Below are 18,771 nucleotides of genomic sequence, written 5' to 3'. Positions count from 1 at the left end.
ACCCCGCACCTCGAACGCGAGGTTCACGTCAGCCGGTGGTCCGCCAGACCGACCGACTGAATCCGGATCGAACCCGCTCGCCCGCACCAGGGACGCAGGGGTTCACCGACCGGAGAGCTCGCCCGTACCACCCTCAGGACCGACGCCCCTGGCCAGGGAGACGGTCCGACGCGACGGAGCACGACACCCGCTCCGTCGCGCCCCTCGAACAGAACACACGCTCACTCCGGAAGGACTCACATGTTCCACACCGCCCGTACCTCTGCTCGGACCCTGCTGGTGGCCGCCGGCACCGCCGGATTCGTCGCCCTCGGCGCCGGTGTCGCCGGAGCCGACACGCTCGGCGGTGCCACGGACGCCCTCCCCCTGGGTGAACTGGGCAACCAGGTCCCCAACGTCCTGACCGAGGGTGTCGCCACGCCCCTCGGTGACCTGGTCAAGGTCCAGCCCGGCGAGATCTCCGCCCAGCCCGACATCCAGCACCAGAACAACCCCGTCGGTACCGTCGTCGGTGACACCGTCAGCACCGACGCCCCGATCACGACCGGCCAGGACAACGCGGGCAACGTCGGTCCGCTGGACCTCGGAACGGCGACGGAGACCCTCCCGCTGAGCGAGGCCGGCGGCGCGGTCGACCCGATCTCCATGCTGCTCGGCGGGACCGGCCTGCTCGACGGCCTCGGGGGCGGCGGCCTCCCCGTGTCGATGAGCGCTCCCAGCGCCTCCGTCGTCGGGGACACCGTCACCGAGCTGGGCACCCGGGCGCAGGAGGGCCTGCACCAGCCCGGCCTCGACGTGGTCGGCCTGGACGACCTCGACGTGAAGCAGCAGCTGGGCGAGACCGTTCCGCTGAGCGAGCCGGTCGGCCTGGACGCGGGCGAGAACGCCGACCTCACCGGCGGTGTGACCACCCTGCTGCCGAAGGACGTCAGGGAGACCCTGCCGATGTCCGCCCCCTCGGAGCTCCAGGTGGTGGGCGCCACCGAGGAGGCCGTCACCAGCACCGTGGGCGACGTCCGTGGCGCGGTCGGCGGCCTGGGGATCGAGGAGACCCTGCCGATGTCCGGTGTCGACGGCCTGGAGCCGGCCCTCGACGGTGGCCTCCACGGTGTCGCCGGTCTGGGCGAGAAGGTCGGCAGCATGGAGGCCGGTGACGTCGTCGACCTGGCCGGTGGGGCCAGCGAGTCCACCGGCGGCCTGGTCGACGTCCAGGGCCTGCCCGAGCTGGGCCAGCCCGAGGTCGGCCCGCTGCCCCTCGCCTCCGAGCTGCCCACCGAGGAGCTGCCCACCGGTGACCTGCCCGTCCAGCTGCCGCTCGGACTGTAGGTCCACGAACGTGCGCCCGTCGGTCGTGGCGGGCGCACCACGCCTCGGGCGGTGAGCGGAACCACCTTCGTTGACCGTGGTGCCAGTGGGGACTGTGGGGGTTTCCCGGCACGTACCAACGGAAAGTCAGAGTTCCCGCCGCCCGAGGCACCTGCCCTGCCAGGGGCATGAAGGGGCCCCCGTCGCTGATCGCGACGGGGCCCCTTCTCCGTGTGGGGACGGGTCGGTCTACCAGTCGTCCTCGCCGGTGCCGAAGCCGAGGCCGTCCTGGCAGGGGTTGGACGTGGCGTCGCGGCCCTCGCCCGGGCGCGCGGACGGTTCGGTGGAGGCGCCGGCCTCGGTCTCCTCCGCGTTGCCCTCCGGGCTCGGATCGACCGGGGTGGGCTCGTCCATGGGCGACTCCTGCGGCACGGGCGCGTCGTCGGCCAGCAGCGCGGGCAGCGGGCGGTCCTCGCGTACGGCGGAGAACAGCTCGGCGGCCTCCTCCTCGTGCCACATGACCCGGTTGGGGTCGTAGGGCGCCTGGTACCAGGGAACGGTGTGGAACTCGATGTCGGACAGGTCCACGTCGGCCATGGTGACCGCGATGGAGAGCATCCGGTCCAGTGACAGCTCGCCGTCGGTGGCGCTGTGCTGGGCCACCGCCTGGAGGATGCCGTTGAGCTTGGACGGGCTGCTGAGCACGTCGCTGCTGGTCACCTGGTCCGCGAGTGCGGCCAGGAACATCTGTTGCCGGTCGATGCGCCCCATGTCGCCGCCGTCACCGATGTCGTAGCGGGCGCGGACGAAGGACAGCGCCTGGTCGCCGTCCAGGGTCTGGTCACCGGCGTCGAGGCTGAGCTTCGACCGGCGGTCCTCCATGGGTTCGGGGATGCACATGTCCACCCCGCCGATGGCGTTCACGACGTCGCGGAAGCTCGCGAAGCTCAGGTGGACGAAGTGGTCGACCCGGATGTCGGTGAGGGTCTCGATCGTCCTCACCACGCAGGGCGGTCCGCCGTGGTACATCGCGGCGTTGATCATGCCGAAGTAGCCGTAGGTGCCCTCGGTCTGGCCGTAGGCGTCGCACTCGGGCAGCTGCACCAGAGAGTCGCGCGGGAAGCTGACCACCGAGACGCGCTTGTCGGGCGAGATGTGCGCGAGCATCAGGGAGTCCGAGCGCTCGCCCTCGAACTCGGTCGAGTAGGCGGGGCTGTCCTCCTCGTAGCCGTCCGATCCGATGAAGAGGATGTTGACGGCGTCGCTGATCTTGTCCGGCCGCTCCTCGTCTCCGAGCAGGGCCTCGATGTCGTGCTGCACCATGTCGGAGCGCAGGGAGTGGTAGTAGGCGTAGGCGGTGCCCACCCCGACCACCAGGACCAGGGCCAGGGAGGCCGAGGTCCACATGACGGCCCTGCGCAGGCGGCTGCGCCTACGCTTGTTCCCCTTGACCGCCGCCACCGCGGCGACGCCGTTCTCGGAAGCGTCTTCCGGGCCGTCTCCGCCCTTGGCGCCCGGCTCCGGAGTGACCGGCGCCGCGGCGGTCGCGTCGACGGCGTCGTCCGCGCCTTCGGAAGCGTCCGGTTCCGGGGAGTCCCCGTCCCTGGTTCCGGCGGCCTCCCCGGCCTCCGGCTCCGAGGTGTCCGTGTCGTCCGCGTCCGGTACCGGCGCGGCCGCGTTGACGGCCTCGTCGTCCCCGGCCTTCTCCCCGTCCTCCGGCGCGTCCTCGTTCGGACGCTCCTCGGAGGGCTCGTCGGAGTCGGAGTCGGCCTCGGCGGTTTCCTCCCGGCCGGTCCCCCCGGTGGTGACCGGCGCGTCGACGTCGATGACGACGGTCTCCGGCCGGTCGTCCCCTTCGGTCGCGTCGTCCGCGTCGGCCGCGGGCTCGTGTTCGGCCGAAGCCTCCCCGGTGGGCGCTTCGGGCTTGGTGGGCTCGTCGGCGGCATCGGAGCCAGTGGGCTCGCCAGTCGCGTCGGATCCGGTCTCTTCCGGCTCGTTCCGCATCACGTCCCGTCCTTCCAAGTCCGACTCGGCGGAGTCCGCCGCAGTCCCCTCAGCACCCTCGACCTGGGAGGGCTCGGAGTTCTCGTGTGGTGTCTGGTCCGCGCCGGAATCGGCGGAGTTCTCGTCAGCGGGCATCGTGACAATCTCGGTGAGTTCGGACGGCTGGGCGTGCCAACGGCTGGACACCGACCCTGGTGGGTCACGCGTCCGAGTCCGGGGGAGGGCGGGGGTCGCGCGGGGGAAACACGCGGGCAGACCGGAATCCTGACCGAAAAGTCGCCGAGGGGGAGTCCCAAGGCCGGGGGGAAAGCCGGGACACCAGCGGACAGGGGTTGCCAAGTACACCGGAACCCGCGCGTGGCAGTGATCCTAGGTGAAGTTCTCGCTGAGTGCGTGCTCGGGTTGTCCATGCGCGCGGTTCCTGACCACAATTGCGCCGTACAATTCCTTGCCCGGGTGGCAGTAGTCTGCGGCTTTCCTGCCCGACTGTCTCATCTGTTCCCTTCGGAACCACGTCCGACGCGCCGGGGAAGAGTGGATTACTGCTGATGAGACACCATTCGGGCTGAATCTCCCACTCTGTCCGTGTTCGGGAGCGCCTGCGGCCCAGGGGAGAAGCGCTGTCCGAAACGGTGGGATCAGTCGTCCCAGAAACCGCTCTCCTTCTCGTTCTCCTTCTTCTCGGTCCCCTCGGCGGTGGCGGTCGCGGTACGGCCCTTACCGCTCGGCTTGGCGCCGGTCCTCGTGCTCTTGGTGGTCTTGCGGGCGGTGCCTCCGGAGCCACCGGCGGCCTTGGCCGTGCCGGTGTGGCGCGGACGCGGGGTGACCGGGCTCTTCTCGATGGGCGCGCTGGGTCTGGGGGCCTCGCCGGAGTGGATGCTCAGGGCCTCCTCCTCCACGCTGAGCATCTTGCGCATCAGGGCGGGCACCTCCGGCAGGCGGTCCGCGCGCAGGTGGGCGCCGAGCACCTCCAGCGCGTGGTCGCACAGGACCCGCTTGGCGGAGGCGGCGCCGACCCCGCTCAGCTGCTGGACCTCGGGCAGGTCGTGCTCGCGCAGCAGGCGGACGACCTCGCTGAGCCGCTCGCGGGCCTTGCGGTCGGTCATCGACATGACCGTGAGTTCGGCCTCGCGCAGGAAGTCGGTGCCGTCGCCGTCGCCGTCGCGCTCCGCGATGAAGGCGCTGGTGAGGTTGCGGGCCGAGGTGCGTGTGCCGGTGCGCAGTTCGGCGCGGCGGATCTGCCGGGAGTGCAGCGCGGTCACGACCACGCTGGTCACGAGGCTGATACCGGCGCCGATCACGACGAGCACGGCGGGGTTTTCGAGCAGCATGTGTACGGGAGACCTTTCCGGGCGGTGGTCCGCACGGGACATGGCCACGGTGTCGACGGGGGCGGCGGGTGCGGGGGTGACGGAGGGTGTTCGAGTGCCAGCCGGTACTCGGGTGCGTGACTATTCGGCAGATCGGTACTCGTTGTCAAGTGTCATGACGGAGGGGGCGCTCGCGGGCACGGCGCCTTCGCAGGTCAGGACAGATGGGGGCAGGATCGACGGTTCGTCCTCCCTACCGCTTGCCCGGCCCCGATCCGGGTAAACATCCGTTGTCCACAGCCTGTGGACAACGGCGCTAGGGAGTGTTTTTTGGATGCTTTCGCTGGTGGCGGCGGAGCCGCCATCGATGCGATCGGCCGTCGCCCCTACTGTGCACTGCTACGCAAGCTCCGCAGCCTCGCACAGCGGGGGCCCGGCAATCTCTCGCAAGACGATGAGTGAAGCTGCCCCTACTGTGCGCTGCTACGCAAGCTCCGCAGAGTCGCACAGCGGGGGCCCGCCCGGGTTTGGCTGTCCGAGCTTCATCGGCGCAGTGAGAGGCAGCCTGGTGGTCGTGAGCGCGGAATGATCCAAAAAACACGACCTAACCGGCCAGGAGTCCGTTCACGGCCTCCGGCGACAGGATCTCCTCGCTGACCATCGCCGCGCAGCCGCGCACGCCGGCGTCGTCCCACAGCGTGCTCGCCACGATCCTCAGCTGGCGGGTGGCCAGGGCGGTGCACTGCTGGAACACCACCTCGCGCACGCCCGCCACCAGGTGGTCGTAGGCCTCCGAGAGGTCTCCGCCGAGCACGATCAGCTCCGGGTTGAGCAGGTTGACCGCGCCCGCCAGGGTCTCGCCCAGCCGCCGACCGGCCTCGCGCACCAGCGTGACCGCCACCGGGTCGCCCTCCGTCGCCAGCGCCACCAGCTCCTGGAGCCCGGCCGCCTCGCGGCCCCGCTCGGCGGCCTGGACCAGCAGCCTGCGCCCGCCCGCCACCGCCTCCAGGCAGTCGGTGTTGCCGCAGCGGCACGGCAGGCCGCCCCCGTCGCGCACGGGGACGTGGCCGATCTCCCCGGCCGCGCCCAGGGCGCCGCGCAGCAGACGCCCGCCGGAGACCAGCCCGGCGCCGATCCCCGTGGAGACCTTCACGAACACCATGTCGTCGGTGTGGCCGTGCCCGCCCGCGATGTGCTCCCCGAGCGCCATCACGTTCACGTCGTTGTCGACCATCACCGGGACGGGGAAGCGCTCGGCGACCAGCGGCCCCAGGGCCACGCCCGCCCACTTGCCGAGAAACGGGCGGTCCTCGGCCCGCCCCGCGTGGAACTCCACGGTGCCGGGCAGCCCGATGCCCACCCCGCGCACCTCCTCGGGGGAGCGGCCCAGCCCGGCGATCTGCTCCGACCAGGTGTCCAGGAGCCAGGGCACGGTGGTGTCCGGCCCCTGTTCCATCCGGGGCGAGCCGGGGGCGCGCACGAGCACCCGGCCGTCGAGGTCGCACACCGCCGCCTGACTGCGGACCATGCCGAGGGCCGCGGTGAGGATCAGTCCGCTGGAGGCGTTGAACTCCAGGAGTGTGGGCGGGCGGCCCCCGCTGGAGGCCGCGCGGGTCCCCTCCGTCACCAGTCCGCCGTCCATCAGCTCGGTGACCCGCAGGGCCACGGAGGGCCGGGAGAGCCCCGTCGCCCGGGCGATCTCGGAGCGGCTGGTGGCGCTGCCGGTGCGGATCATCTCCAGGATGTGTCCGCTGGTGGCGGTGGAGGACAAGCGTCCGGGGGTTCTGGCCATGCCTCATTCAACCATTCACTCGACGGTGTGGCTTGAAGGTCGTGCACTTATGTAAATTAATGTTAGGAAGTGTGCTTGGATTTTTACCATAGTGGGATTAAGGTCGAAACCGGACCGCAAGCCTCTGGACAGCGCCCCCCGCCCCGTGCGGCGGTCTCCCCCCCCACACCCCCACCACCCCCGCCACCCCCGTTCCACCCCTCGCACGTCCCCCTCCCGCAGGAGCCCACCGAATGCCGCAGCAGCCCGCGCCCAGCCCCACCGACCTGGTGGTCTTCGGCGGAACCGGTGACCTGTCCATGCGTAAACTGCTCCCCTCCCTCTACCTCCTGGACCGCGACGGCCACCTGGGCGCGGACACCCGGGTCGTCGCGGTCTCCCGGGACGGCCTCACCGACGCCGACCTGCGCGACAAGGCCTCCTCCGCCGTCCGGGGCCACAGCGCCGTCCAGGTCGTCGAGCCCGACGTCCTGCGCCGCTTCCTCGGCCGCCTCTCCCACGTGACCCTCGACGTCGGCGGCGACCCCTCCGGCTGGGCCGACCTCGCCGCCGCCCTCACCCCCGGCCGCGACCGCGTCTTCTACCTCGCCGTGCCGCCGATGATCTCCGGGGCCATCTGCCGGGGACTCCGGGACGCGGGCCTGGTCACCCCCGAGTCCCGCGTCGTCATGGAGAAGCCGCTCGGCCGCGACCTCGCCTCGGCCCGGGCCGTCAACGACGAGGTGGGCGCGGTCTTCGACGAGTCCCGCACCTACCGGATCGACCACTACCTGGGGAAGGAGACCGTGCAGAACCTGCTCGTACTGCGGTTCGCCAACGTCTTCCTCGAACCCCTGTGGAACGCCCGGTGGATCGACCACGTGCAGATCACCGCCGCCGAGACCGTGGGCGTGGGCGGACGGCGCGGCTACTACGACTCCTCCGGCGCCATGCGCGACATGGTGCAGAACCACCTGCTCCAGCTGCTCTGTCTCACCGCCATGGAACCCCCGGCCAGCTACGACCGCGACGCCGTCCGCGACGAGAAGCTCAAGGTCCTCCAGTCCCTGAGACCGATCACCGGGGACCGGGTCTCCGAGCACACCGTGCGCGGCCAGTACACGCGGGGGACGGTCCAGGGCGAGGAGGTCCTCGGGTACCTGGACGAGGCGGGCGGCCCGGCGACCAGCGACACCGAGACCTTCGTGGCCCTGCGCGCCGAGGTCGCCAACTGGAGGTGGGCGGGCGTCCCCTTCTACCTGCGCACCGGCAAGCGCCTGGAGCGCGCCCGCTCCGAGATCGTGATCCGCTTCCGCGACGTCCCGCACACGATCTTCCCCGGGGCCACCGCCGCCGGAGCGGGCAGCCTCGTCATCCGCCTCCAGCCGGACGAGGGCATACACCTGACCATGCTGGCCAAGACGCCCGGCGCCGGGGCGCTGCGGCTGCGGCCGGTCCCGCTGGAGCTCAGCTTCGCCGACACCTTCTCCACCCGCTCTCCCGAGGCCTACGAGCGGTTGCTGACGGACGTGTTGGCCGGGGACTCCACCCTCTTCATGCGCCGCGACGAGGTCGAGGCCGCGTGGCGCTGGGTGGACCCCGTCATCGAGGCCTGGAACGGCCTCGGCACCGCACCCGAGACCTACCCCGCCGGAAGCTCCGGTCCCGCAGGAGCGCAGCGGCTCATCGGCCGCTCCGGCAGCACGTGGCACGAAGAGGAGCAGGCATGACCGCGCACACCCACGGCACCGCGACCCCCGCCGCCGTCCATCCGGTGATCGAGGAGGTCACCCGGCGTCTGACCGAACGCAGCGCCCCGACCCGCGCCGCCTACCTGGCACGTGTCCGCGAGGCGGTCGGCCAGGGCCCGGCCCGCACCTCCCTGGGCTGCGCCAACCTCGCGCACGGGTTCGCCGCCTGCGGGGTCGGTGACAAGCTCTCCCTGGCCGGGGACGTCACCCCCAACCTGGCGATCGTCTCCGCCTACAACGACATGCTCTCCGCCCACCAGCCGCTGGAGACCTACCCGGCCGTCATCAAGAAGGCGGTCGCGGAGGCGGGCGGCGTCGCCCAGTTCGCGGGCGGGGTACCCGCCATGTGCGACGGCATCACCCAGGGCCGCGCGGGCATGGAGCTGTCCCTGTTCAGCCGGGACGTCATCGCGATGTCCGCCGCCGTGGCGCTGTCCCACGACATGTTCGACGGCGCCCTCATGCTCGGCGTGTGCGACAAGATCGTGCCCGGCCTGCTCATCGGCGCCCTGTCCTTCGGGCACCTGCCGGTGGCGTTCGTCCCCGCCGGTCCGATGCACTCCGGCCTGCCCAACAAGGAGAAGGCGCGGGTCCGCCAGAAGTTCGCCGAGGGCAGGGTCGGCCGCACGGAGCTGCTCCAGGCCGAGTCCGCGGCGTACCACTCGCCGGGCACCTGCACCTTCTACGGCACCGCCAACTCCAACCAGATGCTCATGGAGGTCATGGGCCTGCACCTGCCCGGGGCCAGCTTCGAGCAGCCCGGAACCCCGCTGCGCGAGGCGCTGACCGCCGAGGCCGGTCGCCGCGTGCTCGGGCTGACCGCCCTGACCGGGCACCACACCCCGGTCGGAGAGCAGGTCGACGAGAAGGCCGTCGTCAACGCGGTGGTCGCGCTGCTGGCCACCGGTGGATCCAGCAACCACACGCTGCACCTGGTCGCCATCGCCCGCGCGGCCGGGATCCAGCTCACCTGGGACGACTTCGCCGCCCTGTCCGAGGCCGTGCCGCTGCTCACCCGCATGTACCCCAACGGCGCCGCCGACGTGAACCGCTTCCACGAGGTGGGCGGCATGGCCTTCCTCATCGGCACCCTGCTGGACGCCGGGCTCCTGCACGAGGACGTCCGCACCATCGCCGGACCGGGCCTGGACCGCTACCGCCGGGTGCCCGAGCTGACCGAGGGCGGTGAGCTGACCTGGGTGGACGGCCCCACCGAGAGCGCGGACACGACGGTGCTGCGCCCGGCCGACGACCCCTTCGCCCCCGACGGCGGGCTGCGCATGCTGGAGGGCAACCTCGGCCGCGCCGTGATCAAGGTGTCCGCCGTGGCGCCCGAGCGGCACGTCGTGGAGGCCCCCGCGCGGGTCTTCGCGGACCAGGCCGAACTCCAGACGGCCTTCGCCGCAGGTGAGCTGACCGGGGACTTCGTCGCGGTGGTGCGCTTCCAGGGGCCGCGCGCCAACGGCATGCCGGAGCTGCACAAGCTCACCCCGCCGCTGGCCGTCCTCCAGGACCGGGGACAGAAGGTCGCCCTGGTCACCGACGGGCGCATGTCCGGGGCCTCCGGCAAGGTGCCCGCCGCCATCCACGTCTCGCCCGAGGCGGAGGCGGGCGGCCCGCTGGCCAGGGTCCGGGACGGCGACACCGTTCGACTGGACGCGGTCCGGGGCACACTGGAGGTCCTGGCCGACCTCGACGGGCGCGAGGACGCCCGGCCCACGGTGGACTCCTCCGTGGGGACCGGACGCGAACTGTTCGCCGCCCTGCGCGGGGCGGTCGGCCCGGCCGAGACCGGGGCCGGGGTCTTCGGCCACTGAGCCCGGGCGGGTCCTCGGGCCCGCCACCCACTCCCGTCCTCCGTACCCACTGACCACTTGGAGACAGCCATGACGACGATCCCCCGCTCAGGTGCGGACGTGCTCGACCTCGCACCGGTGATGCCCGTGGTGGTGGTCGAGGACGCCGAACAGGCCGTGCCGCTGGCGCGCGCCCTGGTCGAGGGCGGACTGCCCGGCATCGAGATCACCCTGCGGACCCCGGCGGCCCTGGACGCCATCGAGCGCGTCGCCCAGGAGGTGCCGGAGGCCGTCGTGGGCGCCGGGACCGTCGTCAACGGCGAGCAGGCCCGCGCCGCCGCCCAGGCGGGGGCGCGCTTCCTCGTCAGCCCCGGGTGCACCCCGACCCTCGCCCGGGAGATGGCCGACACCGGGCTGCCCGCCCTGCCGGGGGTGGCCACGGTGTCGGAGGCGATGGCGCTGCTGGAGCTCGGGCTGACCGAGCTCAAGTTCTTCCCGGCCGAGGCCTCCGGCGGGGCGGCGTTCCTGAAGTCGCTCACCGGCCCGCTGCCGCAGGTCCGGTTCTGCCCCACCGGCGGGATCACCGCGCGGAGCGCCCAGAGCTACCTCGCGCTGGCCAACGTGGGCTGCGTGGGCGGCAGCTGGCTGACCCCCGCCGCGCTGGTCCGCGAGGGCCGCTGGGACGAGGTCACCCGGCTCGCGCGGGAGGCCGCGGCGCTGGAGCGCTGAGGCCGAAGCCCGGACGACCCCGGTCCGGCCCCCGCCGTGCCAGGCCGCGGAGCTCGCGTGGCAGCGCGCAGTGGGGGAGACGGCCGCCCGCACCGGTGGCGGCTTCGCGGCCACCGGTGCGGGCATCCGCGAAACACGCCCTAGCCGACACCGGAGGACCGGGCGTCGACCAGGACCTGCACGCCGTCCAGGACCCGCTCCAGGCCGAAGGCGAACTCGTGGTCCGCCTCGTAGAGCGCCTGGTGGGTGGTGCCGACCGACACACCCACCCGGGCGGCGGTCGGGTGCTTGGACTCGTCGGCCAGCGCGGCCAGCAGGGGGTCGGCGGTCCGCCACCACTGCTGGTCGTCCATGCCCGAGTCCCGCGCCAGCCACTCGGAGTTCACGGTCTGCCGCGCCGTGCTCTCCACGTAGCCGTTGACCAGGCTGACCGTGGAGTCCATCTCGACGTCGCTCAGACCCAGCCCGTCCACGGCGGAGAGCTCGTGGTCGTACTTGGCGATGAGGTTCGGGCCGAGCAGGCGCGTGGTGACGGTCTGGAGCATCCACGGATGGCGGATGTAGAGGTCGCGATTGGCGTGCGCGATCCGGTGCAGGCGCTCCCGCCAGGTACCGGACCGGTCGCCGGTGTCCAGGTCGGCGTAGGCGGCGTCCACCATCAGGTCGATGAGCTCGCCCTTGCCGGGCACGTAGGTGTACAGGGACATCGTGCCCACGTCCAGGGCCTCCGCGACCCGGCGCATGGACAGCGCGTCGAGCCCCTCGGCGTCGGCCAGCCCGGTGGCGGCGGCCACGATCCGGTCGACGCTCAGCCCCGGTTTCCCCCTGCGGCGGCTCGCGGGTTCCTGGGTGCGCCACAGCAGGGCCAGACTGCGCGCGGGGTCGCCACTCTTGCTGTTCTGCGGGGACATCGGTCCGTCCTGGTACTGGGTCCGTAGGGCGTACGGGTCAGTGTACGTCCGTGAAGCCCCGCCCCCGCGCGCGCCTGAGGGGCCGCGCGGGGGCCGGGGTCAGCCGCCCAGGGAGCGGTACCGGTGCACGGACAGCGGCGCGAACACCGCGACCAGCAGCAGCGGCCAGACCACCGCCATCAGCAGCGGGTTCTGCGCGATCCAGGAGTCACCGGCCACGGTCGGGTTGCCGAACAGCCCGCGCGCGGCGGCGACCGTGGACGACATCGGGTTCCAGTCCGCGACCAGACCCGCGTGCCGGGCTGTTCTGGCTCCGGGCGACGGTCATCCTGCGGGGTCGCCCAGCCGCACTGCTCCTAGCGTTCGATCTCGGGGCCCTTGGGTGGCGGTGACGGCGAACCCTTGCGTGCGGCTGCCCGCGCCCGCAGATCCATCGGCTTACCGGCCGAGGGACCACCCCTACTGGCACGCTGGACGGCTTCGGCCGCCTTGGCGGTGGCGATCTTCGGTTTGGCCCGTTCATCCAGGTCGGCCATCCTGGACTGCCAGTCCGGTCCGAGCTTGGCCTGCACCTCGGGGCGCTGCGGAGACTTCATGCGCTCCTGCGTCTGCTGGAAGCCGTTCACCGTCTCAGGTGTCCACGGGCGTACCTCTCGCTCGTGGCGCAGGGTCTGGGCCAGCGACTTCCCCTTCCACCTGCTGTCCGCGGTGTCGTAGCAGGGTGTGTTCTCCCCGCGTCGCCACATGCGCGCGCGCTCGACCAGGCCGGGTTTGTCTTCGATGATCTGCGCCAGTCCCTGGGTTCCCTGGTAGGAACGGTCAGCAGCGTCCTGAACGGTCAGACGGCCGGCCCCGCGGTCCAGGACCTGCTCGAAGTAGCGGGCGTTGATGCCCTGGTCGCTGAGGGTCTTGTCCACCGCCATGAGTTCGGCGGTGACGTTGTACCCCTTCTGCCGGTAGCTCTCCATCATCTGGGCGCTGTACTCGGGGTTCTGCGCGGTGTCCTGGACGATGACGTTGAGATTGCGCTCGCGAGCGTACTCGGCAGCCAGGCGCATCCACTCTCGTCCGTCGGCACGGGTGGCGGCCGTCATGAGCTTGTCGTCGCGCCGCATCAGCGCGTCGTAGTCGTCGTGGTACGGCTTGTACAGGTCGCTGTCGAGGTCGACGTAGCCGCCCTGCTCAAGCAGAGGCCGTTCGACCTCCTTCTGCAGGCGGCTCTTGCCCGAGCCGGGTTGGGAGATCAGGAAGAGCGCGGTGGGGCGTTCCTGGGGGGTCTTGCCTTCCAGGAGGTCGGGAACGATCCTCTGCCGGAAGATGTGCCTGTTGCGTTCCGCGGGGAGCCGGTAGTCCTCGGCGTTGAAGTCGTTCACTGCATCCTTTCCCGCACGGTTCGCGTCAGTTCGCTGTAGTACGCGCGGGTGCGGGCGACCTGATCGGCGTCTGCCGGGTCGAGGCTCTGACGGTGCGCGATGCAGGCGCGCCGGTCGGCGTTGGCTTGCTGGATGAGTTCGTGATCAGGGTTCGGCTTGCCCTCTTCACGGGCGATGAGGGCGTTGTAGGCCCCCATGGCGCCATGGATGGCTTCCAGGGCGGCCTCGTAGAACACGGCCTCCTGCGCACTCCAGGTGCGCATCGGGGGAGTGTGGTCACTGGTCATGTACTTCTCCTCTCCGTATTCGTTGGAAAGCCCGGTCCGATTATCTCCCGTATCCGCCCGTAGGCGTGGGGGTCGGTCCGGGTTCGCGCCGCGGGTCAGGTTCCGAGAGGGCCAGGGGAGGAGGCGTGCACGGTTTCGCGGTGCGGGGAAACGTCCGGGTCCAGGGGCGTGAACACATCGTGGCGCACCACGTCAGGGCCGGTGTTCGATTTCTCCCAAGACCCCGCACGACCCCCCGATCCCTCGCCGCGCCGCTTAGGGGGTGGAGGGTGATCAGGTCCAGGACTCTGGCCGCAATCGGCCACATGTCGGCCGCCCTTCTTCGGTGAACCCGACGATCACCGTCTGGCGAACGACCGCCCCCCACCTCGGAGCGGAACCCGTCTCTTGCCGGGGTGCCGCGACCAGCCTCCAGGCCAGGCGTGGGAGAACGGACGGGACCGACGGGCCGGGGAAGGAGGTGCCGGCGGGCACCAGGCCCGATCGGGGGCGCTACCCGGTGAACTGCTCCGCGTGCTCGGCGGCCCACTGGGCCAGGGAGCGGCCCGGGCGGCCGGTGACGCGCCGGACGGTGTCCTGGACCTGCCCGCCGACCTTCGGGGGGTTGGCCGCCAGATCCAGGGCGAAGGCCACGTACTCCTCGTCGTGCCCCTCGGCGCGCAGGCTCCGGGCGGTCTCCTCCGGGCTGAGCCGGACCACCGCGACCTCCCGGCCGATCGCGGTGGACAGCCGCTCGGCCTGCTCGGCGGGGGTCAGGGGCTCCGGGCCGCTGATCGGGTACGACCGCCCGCCGTGGCCGTCCTCGGTGAGGGCGCTGACCGCCACCGAGGCGATGTCGGCCTCGTGCACCATGGCGCTCGGCTGGTCGCGGGACACCCGCATCAGGCCCTCGGCGCGGATCTCCTCGGCGTACGCGAGGAGGTTGGACATGAACTCGACCGGGTTGAGGAAGGTCCAGGCGAGCGTGCTCCCGCGCAGGGCCTCCTGGACGCCGCCCTCGTGGAAGTCGGACAGCACCGTCACCCGGCGCACGCCCGCGGACGCGGCCAGTTCGACCAGGCGCGGCCCGGTCTCCAGCGCCGCGTAGTCGTCGCCGCCGAAGGTGATGAGGTGCAGGCCCTCGACGCCCCTGAGGTGGGGCACGAGCGAGTCGGGGTCGGTGAGGTCGCCCCGGACCGCCTCGGCTCCCTCGGGCAGTGCTCCCCGCGCGCGTTCGGGGTCACGGGTCAGGGCGCGCACGGGGTGTCCGGCGGCGACGAGCTGCCGGACGATCTCGCGGCCGACGGTGCCGGTGGCCCCGGCGATGAGAAAGGTCAAGACGCATCCTTCCGTAGTGCGTACAGTACATCGTACGGTAAGGATCAGGCGGGCTTGGCCGGGCAGTCCCGGAGGTGGTCGTCGACCACGCCGGTGGCCTGGAGATAGGAGTACACGATGGTGCTGCCCACGAAGTTGAAGCCGCGCTTCCTGAGGTCCCGGCTGATCCGGTCGGACAGGTCGGTGGTCACCGGTACCTCCTCCGGGACGGACCAGTGGTTGACCACCGGTTCGCCCTCGACCCAGCCCCAGAGGTAGGGGTCGAAGCCGCCGAACTCCTCCCGGACCCGCTGGAAGGCCTGGGCGTTGCGCACGGCGGAGGCGACCTTGAGGCGGTTGCGGACGATGCCGGGGTCGGAGAGGAGCCGGTCCGTCTCGGTCGGTCCGTAGGCCGCCACCCGCTCGAAGTCGAAGCCGTCCATGGCGTTCCGGTAGTTCTCCCGCTTGTTCAGCACCGTCGACCAGGACAGACCCGCCTGGGCGCCCTCCAGGACGAGCATCTCGAACAGGTAGCCGTCGTCGTGCGAGGGGCGCCCCCACTCGTGGTCGTGGTACTCGGTCATGAGCTCGGAGGCGTTCCGGGCCCAGGCGCAGCGGCGGGTGTCGGTCATGGGTGCTCCTCGAAGGGGTGGTGCGGACGGGCACCCATCGTCGCGGAGACCGGTGACGGTCGGCGGGAACCGGGTGCCCAGGGGCGTGGAAAAGGAGAAACACGTTGTGCGGACGGTGCGCCCGGGAAAGGATGGAACGGTGACAGACGCGCCGAGTACCCCACCGTCCCGCTCCACCGCCCCCAGGGTGCGGCTGGTGGAGATGACCGAGCCCGTGCTCGCCGCGCTGGCCGAGGGGGACACGGTGACGGCCAGCACCCACGTGGGCGTCGGACTCGGAGAGCACTTCGCCACCGAGGAGATGCGCTGGCTGAGCCGGTACCGCCTCGGGCAGCTCCAGGCGGTCCCCGACCGGGCGGGGTGGCTGACCAGCGTGGTCGTGGACGACGACCACGGTTGGGCGGTGGGCCACGCCGGGTTCCACGGTCCGCCGGACGAACGCCGGATGGTCGAGATCGGGTACTCCGTGGTGCCGGAACTGCGGCGCCGGGGCTACGCGCGGGCCATCCTGGTCGAACTGCTCCGCCGGGCCGACGCGGAGCCGGAGGTCGCCGTGGTGCGGGCCTCGATCCGGCCGGACAACGCGGCCTCGAACGCCACCATCGCCGGGTTCGGCTTCGAGCACGTGGGCGAGCAGTGGGACGACGTCGACGGCCTGGAGTACATCCACGAACGCCCCTCCCCGCGCCCGGATCCCGCTCCTTAGCGGACCCGACAGCGACATCCTGAGGACGGCTCGTTCCGAGTCCCGGCCGGACGCCGTGGAGGTGCCTTCGGGTACGTCCCCGCAGAGGCCCGGTCCCGGACACGGGAGACCCCACCGCGACGAGCTGAGGCCCCGCCCGCGAGCCCCGCCCGCGAGCCCCGCCCGCGAGCCCCGCCCGCGAGCCCCGCCCGCGAGCCCCGCCCGCGAGCCCCGGCCGGAGACCGGGGAGGCGCCCTTCGCTACCGTCTGAACCGTGCCCTTCCCCCACGGCACGCCCCTGCCCCCGGCTGCCCGCTCCGACCATGACACCCCCATCTCCTCGGAGGAGCCAGCAGCACGTGAGTGCTCTTGAGATCACCGGCCTCAGACGTGTCTACCAGCGCAAGGGGCGTGATCCCCTGGAGGCGCTGCGCGGGATCGAGCTGTCCGTTCCCGAAGGGGAGGTCCACGGGCTGCTCGGCCCCAACGGCGCGGGCAAGACCACCCTGTGCAAGATCATCTCCACCGTCCTGCTGCCCACCTCCGGCACCGTCCGGGTCCTCGGGCACGACGTGGTCACCGGCACCGCCGAGGTCAGGAGCTCCCTCGGGATCGTCTTCGGCGGGGACAAGGGTGCCTACGACCGGCTCACCGCACGGCAGAACCTCGCCTTCTGGGCCTCGATCTACGGCCTGAGCGGGGCCCGGCGCCGTCGCAGGGTCGAGGAACTCCTCGAACGCGTGGGCCTGGCCGACCGGGCCAAGGACCGGGTCGGCGGGTTCTCCCGGGGCATGAAGCAGCGTCTCCACCTGGCCCGGGGCCTGGTCTCCGACCCCGGCGTGCTCATCCTGGACGAGCCCACCGTGGGCATGGACCCGGTGGCCGCCCGCGACTTCCGCGCCCTGGTGGGTGAGCTGCGCAGCGGCGGCACCACCATCCTGCTGACCACGCACGACATGGCCGAGGCGGCGGCCCTCAGCGACCGGGTCTCCCTCATCGACCAGGGAGCGTTGGTGATGACCGAGACCCCGCGGACCGTCGGTGACCTGGTCTCCGCCTATGAACGCGTGGACGCGCGCGACGTGCCCGAGCCGCTCCGACGACGGCTGGCCGCGCTGCCGGGCGTGGTCTCGGTGACCGACACCGAGGAAGGACTGACCCGGGTGGAGACCGAGACCCCTCAGGCCACCCTGTCCGTGCAGCGCGCTCTGGTCGACGCGGAGATCCGCGACGTGTCCCTCAGCCGCCCCAGCCTGGAAGAGGTGTACCTGCACCTGGTGGGCGACCGTGGGATGGCGGTGGAGTCGTGAGGCGGCCGCTGACCTCCTTCACCCTGGGTTTCGGATTCCAGACCCGGGCCATGTCACGCAGCGCCGACACGTACTTCTCCCTGGTCGGGACCCCGTTCACCACGGCGGTCCTGATGTCCATGGTCCTGTACTCCGGCCGCTCGGACCTGGCCGCGTACGCGGTGGTCGCCCCCACCCTGATGTCCCTGTGGACCGCCGCCCTGATGTTCTCCGGCGAGATGATCAGCGAGGACCGCGAGAACGGTCGGCTGGAGCCGCTGGTGGCCTCCCCGGCCTCCCTGCCGTCGCTGGTCTTCGGTCGCCTGTGCGGGGCGATGCTCGTCTCCCTGCCCGCGTTCGCCCTGGCCATCGCCGTCGCCGGGCTGGGTTTCGGCCACTGGATCACCGTGCACCACCCGGTGGTGTTCGTCCTGGCCATCGTGGCCACCGCCCTGGGCACCGCCGCGACCGCCACCGCGCTGTCGGCGCTGTTCATCGCCGCACCCAACGCCAGGATCGTGCAGAACACCCTGTCCATGCCCGTGTTCCTGCTGGCCGGTGTGATGGTTCCGGTGGCGCTCTACCCCGGTTGGGTGGAGGGGATCAGCCGGGTGCTGTACCTGTCCTGGGCCGCGGACCTGTTCCGCGACTCCCTGCTGCCCGGGCCGGTCGAGGCGGTCGTCCCCCGGTTGGCCGCCGTGCTCGGCCTGGGCGGAGCCGCCCTGGCGGTGGGCTCGTTCACCCTGGTCCGCTTCCTGCGGCGCGCCCGCGCCGAGGGCACCCTGTCCCGCGTCTGAAGAGGGGAAGAACAGTGATCTCACCCGTCCAGGCCGTGCGCACGGTGCGCCACAGCGCGGTCATCGCCCGGGCCGACCTCCGGAACACCTACACCTGGAGGACCTGGCTGTTCGGCTGGCTGGTCCGGCTCCTGTGCCAGGTCGTCTTCTACACCGCGATCGGCCTGCTGGTCGGCGATCCGGAGTACACCCGGTACGTCGTGCTCGGCGCCGCGCTCCTGACCTGCGTGGCCGAGACGACCATGGCGGTGGCCTCCACCTGCTGGGACCGCCATGCGGGGACGATGGGTCTGCTGGCCGCGTCCCCGGTCGAACCCGGGCTGCACTTCTTCGGCCGCAGCCTCCAGATGCCGGGTTCCGCGGTGGCCACCACCTCGATCGCGGTCCTCGCCCTGCCGCCCCTGTTCGGGATCGTCTGGACGGGGTGGCAGGTACCCGTGCTGGTCGGAGTCGTGGCGCTCACGGTGCTGGGCACCTACTGCCTCACCCTGCTCCTCGGCGCGGCGGCCCTGCTGTTCACCGAGGCCCGCAACGTCATCAGCGCGATCACGGTGCTGTGCACGACCGCGATCTGCGGCGCGATGGTTCCGGTGGAGTTCTGGCCGGTCCCGCTCCAGTGGGTCGCCCAGACCCTCCCGGTCACCCACGGTCTGGCCGCCGTGCGGGCGGTCGAGTCGGGCGCTCCGGCCGTGACGGTGCTGGGCTCCGTGGGACTGGTGCTCCTGACCGCCGTCTGTTGGCTGGCCCTCGCCTTGGCGGCCTTCCGCCAGGTCTTCGCGCGGGCCCGTACCGGGAACGGCGTGCTGGACTGAACTGAACCGGCCCCCGCCCCGTC

General features: G+C 71.8%; 16 protein-coding genes and 1 pseudogene. 8 read left to right on the top strand and 9 right to left on the bottom strand.

Annotated elements, in window-relative coordinates:
- The first annotated feature begins 240 nt into the window (after nucleotides 1–240).
- Nucleotides 241–1,326 (top strand): hypothetical protein, encoded by a 1,086-nt coding sequence (locus AC0VYL_RS27045; protein ID WP_475481848.1) that lies wholly within the window; start codon nucleotides 241–243, stop codon nucleotides 1,324–1,326.
- Nucleotides 1,327–1,554: 228 nt separating this feature from the next.
- Here the strand turns inward: AC0VYL_RS27045 and AC0VYL_RS27040 are convergent, their stop codons facing one another.
- The 3 genes from AC0VYL_RS27040 to AC0VYL_RS27030 all read right to left on the bottom strand — a co-directional run bounded on the left by AC0VYL_RS27040 (nucleotide 1,555) and on the right by AC0VYL_RS27030 (nucleotide 6,411).
- Nucleotides 1,555–3,444, bottom strand: a complete 1,890-nt coding sequence (locus tag AC0VYL_RS27040; RefSeq protein ID WP_475481847.1) for an LCP family protein — start codon at nucleotides 3,442–3,444, stop codon at nucleotides 1,555–1,557.
- A 503-nt stretch (nucleotides 3,445–3,947) separates the two neighbouring features.
- Nucleotides 3,948–4,640, bottom strand: a complete 693-nt coding sequence (locus tag AC0VYL_RS27035) for a hypothetical protein (RefSeq protein WP_475481846.1) — start codon at nucleotides 4,638–4,640, stop codon at nucleotides 3,948–3,950.
- Between the two features lie 583 nt (nucleotides 4,641–5,223).
- Complete coding sequence (locus tag AC0VYL_RS27030; RefSeq protein ID WP_475481845.1) at nucleotides 5,224–6,411, bottom strand: ROK family transcriptional regulator; 1,188 nt, start codon at nucleotides 6,409–6,411, stop codon at nucleotides 5,224–5,226.
- A 233-nt stretch (nucleotides 6,412–6,644) separates the two neighbouring features.
- Between AC0VYL_RS27030 and zwf the strand changes: the two genes are divergently transcribed.
- The 3 genes from zwf to eda all read left to right on the top strand — a co-directional run bounded on the left by zwf (nucleotide 6,645) and on the right by eda (nucleotide 10,666).
- Entirely contained in the window at nucleotides 6,645–8,120 is a 1,476-nt protein-coding gene (gene zwf, locus AC0VYL_RS27025; protein ID WP_475481844.1) for a glucose-6-phosphate dehydrogenase, read from the top strand.
- Nucleotides 8,117–9,958 (top strand): phosphogluconate dehydratase, encoded by a 1,842-nt coding sequence (gene edd, locus AC0VYL_RS27020; protein ID WP_475457186.1) that lies wholly within the window; start codon nucleotides 8,117–8,119, stop codon nucleotides 9,956–9,958. Before zwf ends, edd begins: the two co-directional genes overlap by 4 nt.
- Nucleotides 9,959–10,027: 69 nt before the next feature.
- Nucleotides 10,028–10,666 (top strand): bifunctional 4-hydroxy-2-oxoglutarate aldolase/2-dehydro-3-deoxy-phosphogluconate aldolase, encoded by a 639-nt coding sequence (eda, locus tag AC0VYL_RS27015; RefSeq protein WP_475457185.1) that lies wholly within the window; start codon nucleotides 10,028–10,030, stop codon nucleotides 10,664–10,666.
- A gap of 140 nt (nucleotides 10,667–10,806) precedes the next feature.
- Here the strand turns inward: eda and AC0VYL_RS27010 are convergent, their stop codons facing one another.
- The 6 genes and pseudogenes from AC0VYL_RS27010 to AC0VYL_RS26985 form a co-directional block, all read right to left on the bottom strand.
- On the bottom strand, nucleotides 10,807–11,577 hold the full coding sequence (locus AC0VYL_RS27010) for a TetR/AcrR family transcriptional regulator (protein WP_475457183.1): 771 nt from the start codon (nucleotides 11,575–11,577) through the stop codon (nucleotides 10,807–10,809).
- A 99-nt stretch (nucleotides 11,578–11,676) separates the two neighbouring features.
- Nucleotides 11,677–11,868: pseudogene (locus AC0VYL_RS27005) on the bottom strand (ABC transporter permease); the annotation flags it as partial.
- A gap of 65 nt (nucleotides 11,869–11,933) precedes the next feature.
- The gene (locus AC0VYL_RS27000; protein ID WP_475481843.1) at nucleotides 11,934–12,950 is read right to left on the bottom strand and encodes a zeta toxin family protein; all 1,017 of its coding nucleotides are present in this window, start codon (nucleotides 12,948–12,950) and stop codon (nucleotides 11,934–11,936) included.
- The gene (locus tag AC0VYL_RS26995; protein WP_475481842.1) at nucleotides 12,947–13,237 is read right to left on the bottom strand and encodes a hypothetical protein; all 291 of its coding nucleotides are present in this window, start codon (nucleotides 13,235–13,237) and stop codon (nucleotides 12,947–12,949) included. Before AC0VYL_RS26995 ends, AC0VYL_RS27000 begins: the two co-directional genes overlap by 4 nt.
- A gap of 492 nt (nucleotides 13,238–13,729) precedes the next feature.
- On the bottom strand, nucleotides 13,730–14,554 hold the full coding sequence (locus AC0VYL_RS26990) for an NAD(P)H-binding protein (RefSeq protein WP_475481841.1): 825 nt from the start codon (nucleotides 14,552–14,554) through the stop codon (nucleotides 13,730–13,732).
- Nucleotides 14,555–14,598: 44 nt separating this feature from the next.
- Complete coding sequence (locus AC0VYL_RS26985; protein WP_475481840.1) at nucleotides 14,599–15,165, bottom strand: DNA-3-methyladenine glycosylase I; 567 nt, start codon at nucleotides 15,163–15,165, stop codon at nucleotides 14,599–14,601.
- Nucleotides 15,166–15,304: 139 nt separating this feature from the next.
- On the opposite strand from AC0VYL_RS26985, the gene AC0VYL_RS26980 reads away from it, so the two are divergent.
- From AC0VYL_RS26980 to AC0VYL_RS26965, 4 genes are all read left to right on the top strand, one after another.
- Nucleotides 15,305–15,871, top strand: coding sequence for a GNAT family N-acetyltransferase (locus AC0VYL_RS26980; protein WP_475481839.1), 567 nt, complete (start codon nucleotides 15,305–15,307; stop codon nucleotides 15,869–15,871).
- 338 nt (nucleotides 15,872–16,209) lie between these two features.
- Nucleotides 16,210–17,160 (top strand): ABC transporter ATP-binding protein, encoded by a 951-nt coding sequence (locus AC0VYL_RS26975; protein WP_475481838.1) that lies wholly within the window; start codon nucleotides 16,210–16,212, stop codon nucleotides 17,158–17,160.
- 50 nt (nucleotides 17,161–17,210) lie between these two features.
- Nucleotides 17,211–17,936: an ABC transporter permease gene (locus tag AC0VYL_RS26970; protein WP_475481837.1), complete on the top strand. Its 726-nt coding sequence runs from the start codon at nucleotides 17,211–17,213 to the stop codon at nucleotides 17,934–17,936.
- Between the two features lie 14 nt (nucleotides 17,937–17,950).
- Nucleotides 17,951–18,748 (top strand): ABC transporter permease, encoded by a 798-nt coding sequence (locus AC0VYL_RS26965; RefSeq protein ID WP_475481836.1) that lies wholly within the window; start codon nucleotides 17,951–17,953, stop codon nucleotides 18,746–18,748.
- The last annotated feature ends 23 nt before the right edge of the window (nucleotides 18,749–18,771 follow it).

The organism is Nocardiopsis sp. iso_238, assembly GCF_056173325.1.
This window is presented reverse-complemented; position numbering and strand designations above follow the sequence as displayed.